Source organism: Armatimonadota bacterium, from assembly GCA_020354555.1.
In the GTDB taxonomy this organism is placed as follows: Bacteria; Armatimonadota; Hebobacteria.
Genome location: CP070648.1, coordinates 4,350,472 through 4,354,565 on the forward strand (window position 1 = coordinate 4,350,472; position 4,094 = coordinate 4,354,565).

A 4,094-nucleotide genomic window follows, 5' to 3' on the forward strand; every position below is an offset into this window, starting at 1 on the left:
GGCTGAATTCCGCCCACCCCTCCGCCTCCGCTGCCTGTCGCTTCGCTTCCTGCTCAATGATGGAGTCCGCCATCGCGGCGATCGCTCCGGGATCTTTTGGCAGACCGATGTCTCCGACCGTTGCGCCGTAGCTTTTGAAGAACTGCGTTAAGTCTTCTCCCGCAGCCAGGCTCATTTCGCGCACGTATGAGTCAAAGTCGGGCGTTACCATGAACGTGCTCGCGCCGTGTTCGGCGCGATGGATACGGACAAGCCGCCGAAACATGTCGATCCCGTATCGTTCGTAAAGCTCCCTGAGAACGAGCGCGCACTTCAGCATGCGAAAATGGTTCCAGTTGAAATCGCGCTGCGGCTTGCCGGGGTAGGTCTTGTCCGGGTCAGGAATGGATATATCGAACCGCGTGAAGTCAGGATCGTCGGCCTGTATGATCACCTTGTGACTGGCTATGTCGCGCTTTGCCTGCTCCGCCGACATTACTCCCAGGCGCGCCCCGAGTTCGCTGCCCACGAATGTCGCCCACGCCTCGGTGAAAGAGGGCGCCATCGGCAGCGGCCAAGCATTGGTCATCTCCCAGAGCAGGAACCCGTCGAGGGCGGCTCGGTCGCCAGTGAGTACGCCGATGCCGAGAAGCGGGAAGCTGGTGAACGCTCCGCCGCCGGTCGCCAGTGCTTCCAGGCGCAGAGGGCGGCGCGGCTCGCACTGGAAAAAGTCCTTCATCGCTGCATAGAAGCGATCATACGCGGCGAGGATGTACGCCGCGCCGTCGCGCAGCGCAGGCGTGTAGGCGACCACCAGGCCATTGCGTTCGAGCACCGTGCGCGGCGTCCGCATCTGCAGCCCTCTTCGCGGCTTGGCCGGCGAGTCGTTCCGCTGGTCGAGGCGCGCCAGCCAGTCAAATAGGCGCACGATGAACTCGCGCTGCCGCTGGGTCTGCGGCGTCGAGCGCTCGAAGCTCGGATTGCGCAGCAGGGAGTGATCGGTCGTTATCACGACGCGGCCGCCGCCGTACTGCAGCAGGAGCAGGACCGCGCTCCCGCCCGCGTCGGTCGCCATCACGCCGGCGCCTCGCAACTGCGGGTCCGATTGTCGCCCAATGGTCATGACCCCGACTGGATGCGCGTGCAGCCTGGTCAGTTCGAACGCGTTGCCGAAAAATGCCTCGCTCACTGTGGTCAGCGGCGGTTGGCCCGGAGTTCGTTCGAGCCTCACCCCGAAGAGATCCGCGACTTTCTCGATCGGGTAGTCTCTCCCGGCGAAGGACGCCAGTGGATTCGCCATGAGATACAGGCCGCCGCCCTCCAGCACGAACTGGCGAATGCGCGAGAGCGAGCGGGCATCGTAATCTATGCTCACCGAACTCTGATGCAGTAGGAGTACGTCGAACGCGTCCAGATCATCGGGCGGAAAAACGTCTCGCGATACAGTGACATCATACCCGCTTTCGTATAACACCCCGCCGAGATGATCCACCGCGAACAGATACTCATGGGACTGATCGAGGAGGATGCTTCGGCTGTTGCGCGGCGACGCAGCGCTGGCGGTATTCAACGGCACGCCCAAACCGATCAGCGCTGCGGCCACCACGATAACCAGCGCGGGGCCCGCCGGACCCGCGATGCGACCGGAAACGATACTCATGGATGAACACTCCCGAGGACGGCACATGGCAGATCAGACGTTCTTCTTCGCGCGGCTAACGTAATCCTTGGCTCGCGATCAGATGACGCGCGACCGCAACGCGTTCGGGAGGGCCTCGCCGTCTCTCGCGGCCCTCCCCAGTTCACGGGCGTCCACATGTGTCCGCAATGTGCCGCTACCGCGTGCGAGGCCTAGAGATTCCGCTTCTCCAGGTACTGCTGGTGGTACTCCTCGGCTCGCCAGAATCGCTCCGCCGGCAGTATCTCCGTAGCGATCTGCCCCTTGTACTTGCCTGATTCCTCCAGCTTTGCCTTCGAAGCTGTCGCCGCTGCCTCTTGTTCCGGGCTGTGGAAGAAGATCGCGGAGCGGTACTGGCGGCCCGCCTTGCGCGATGGGTCGTGCAGCCCCCAGAACACGTCGAGCAACTCGTCATAGGTGACCTGCTCGGGGTCGAACGTCACGTGCACTGCTTCCGAGTGGCCCGTCGTTCCCGAGCACACCCTTTCGTACGTCGGCTTCTCGACGTCACCGCCCGTGTAGCCGACAGAGGTGGACATGACGCCCTTCACCCGCCGAAAAGCCTGCTCCACCCCCCAGAAGCATCCCGCTGCGAAGGTCGCCGTCTCGAGATTGTCTCTACTGTTCGCGGTATGCATAGTCGTCTTCGCGTCAAGCACACTTATCTGCGTGTCTGCGCCCATTCCTCCGTAGTTGGCATATACAGCAAGGCCGACCAGCGCGGCCAGGGCTATCAACGCCGCCGTTTTGCCGGGCATTGTCGTTCCTCTTCGTCGTTTGGTGCCCCCTAGTTATCTCTTACCCGCGTCGTGCCCGTCGCCGCCGAGCGTGCTGTCCTCCCTGCCGCCCAAGAGTATGCTCAGTTGTGCCGTCGCACAGTCACGCAACCGCGCCGCGCGCCAATCGCTGCCGCAGGGAAGGTGTCCTGGCTCTGCTGCGGAAGGAGCCGCGCCCTCGGCGCCGAAGTCACCCCGCCAATGGTTGTCCCAACCGGACCGGAGGGTGATTGATGGCTAGGGAAGTGCGCGTCGGTATTATCGGCATGGGTATCGGACGGCCCAATGCCCAGGCGATTGCGAAGAACCCGCGCGGCCGCGTGGTTGCGCTGTGCGACCTGGTCGAGGACCGCATGCAGGACTTCGCCAAAGAGCTGCCCGAGCCGGTGAAGATGTTTACGGACTACAAGAAGATGTGCCGCGACAAGGAAGTTGACGCGGTCTTCGTCGGCACGCCCAACCAAATGCACGTCCCGATGGGGCTCGCGGCGGTGCGCAACGGCAAGCACGTCTTCATCACCAAGCCGCTCGCCGATTCCGAACGCGCCGCAACGACGCTTGTCCGCGAGGCCGAAGCCGCCGGCGTGGTCAACATGATGTCGCTCAGCACGCGCTTCGGGCGCGACTGTCAGTACCTCGGCGGCCTGATTCGCGAGGGGCAACTCGGCGAGCTGTACTACGGACGGGCGCGAAGCATCCGCCGCAGCGGCATCCCCGCGTGGAACCTCGGCTTCATCCAGAAGGGCGGCGGCGCGTTCCGCGATATGGGCGTGCACGTGCTCGACGCGGCGTGGTGGCTGCTCGGCCGACCGCGGCCGATTACTGTAACCGGAGTCGCCGGCGCGAAGTTCGGCCCGCGCGGTCTGGGCTATTGGGATTATCAGGCGCCGCCCAAGAAGGTGTGGACGCAGTACGCGAGCGATGATTACGCCGGCGGGTTCATCCGCTTCGAAGGCGGCATCGGTCTGCAGGTCGAGAGCTTCTGGGCGTCACATCAGCCCGAGGAGTTCCAGATCGAGCTGTTCGGCACCGAGGGGGGCGCGCGGTACTCGCCGCTCACGATCTACCGCACCGAGGACGGGGCGCCACAGGACGTGACAGTGAATCTGCCGCGCGGACCTTCAGGCTGGGATAACATCGCAGGACACTTCATTGATTGCATCCTCGACGCCGTGGAGTGCGCGGCACCCCTGCGCCACGGCCTGATCGTGCAGCAGATGATGGAGGCATTGCTGCGCAGTGCCGAGAGCGGAAAGGAAGTCCGCATCCGCGACGGGGCGTGACCGCCGCTGACATAATGCGAAGACATCGGGGCCGCCGGGCCGGCCGGCACTGCACCTGATTGTGCCTCGGTGCCTTGGCGGTACGATTTCAGGTTCCGAATAGGAGAGACACATGAAACTCGGCTTCATCGGGGAGAACAGTCTGGAAGGTGTCGCGCAGGACTCGCAGTTCGCCAAGGAACACGGCTACGAAGGCCTGGAGTACAACTACTGGGGCGACTTCCGCGACCTGACCGCGGATACGGTGACGAAGATGCGCGCCATCCACAGGAAGCACGGCGTGCGCGTGTGCATGCTCGGCATCTGGGGCTGGAATTACCTGTCGCCGAACGCCAAGGAGCGCGCGGAGGCGCACAAGATGCTCGACCGCGCCATCAC

General features: G+C 63.9%; 4 protein-coding genes. 2 read left to right on the forward strand and 2 right to left on the reverse strand.

Features of this window, described 5'->3' with window-relative positions; all coding sequences use genetic code 11:
* Positions 1-1,639: hypothetical protein (locus tag JSV65_17800; GenBank protein ID UCH34356.1), on the reverse strand; the 1,639-nt coding region annotated here is incomplete at its 3' end.
* Positions 1,640-1,830: 191 nt separating this feature from the next.
* Complete coding sequence (msrA, locus tag JSV65_17805; protein ID UCH36834.1) at positions 1,831-2,295, reverse strand: peptide-methionine (S)-S-oxide reductase MsrA; 465 nt, start codon at positions 2,293-2,295, stop codon at positions 1,831-1,833.
* Between the two features lie 371 nt (positions 2,296-2,666).
* Between msrA and JSV65_17810 the strand changes: the two genes are divergently transcribed.
* Both JSV65_17810 and JSV65_17815 read left to right on the forward strand, forming a co-directional pair.
* Complete coding sequence (locus JSV65_17810; GenBank protein UCH34357.1) at positions 2,667-3,716, forward strand: Gfo/Idh/MocA family oxidoreductase; 1,050 nt, start codon at positions 2,667-2,669, stop codon at positions 3,714-3,716.
* Positions 3,717-3,828: 112 nt separating this feature from the next.
* The coding region (locus JSV65_17815) for a hypothetical protein (protein UCH34358.1) at positions 3,829-4,094 on the forward strand (266 nt) is incomplete at its 3' end.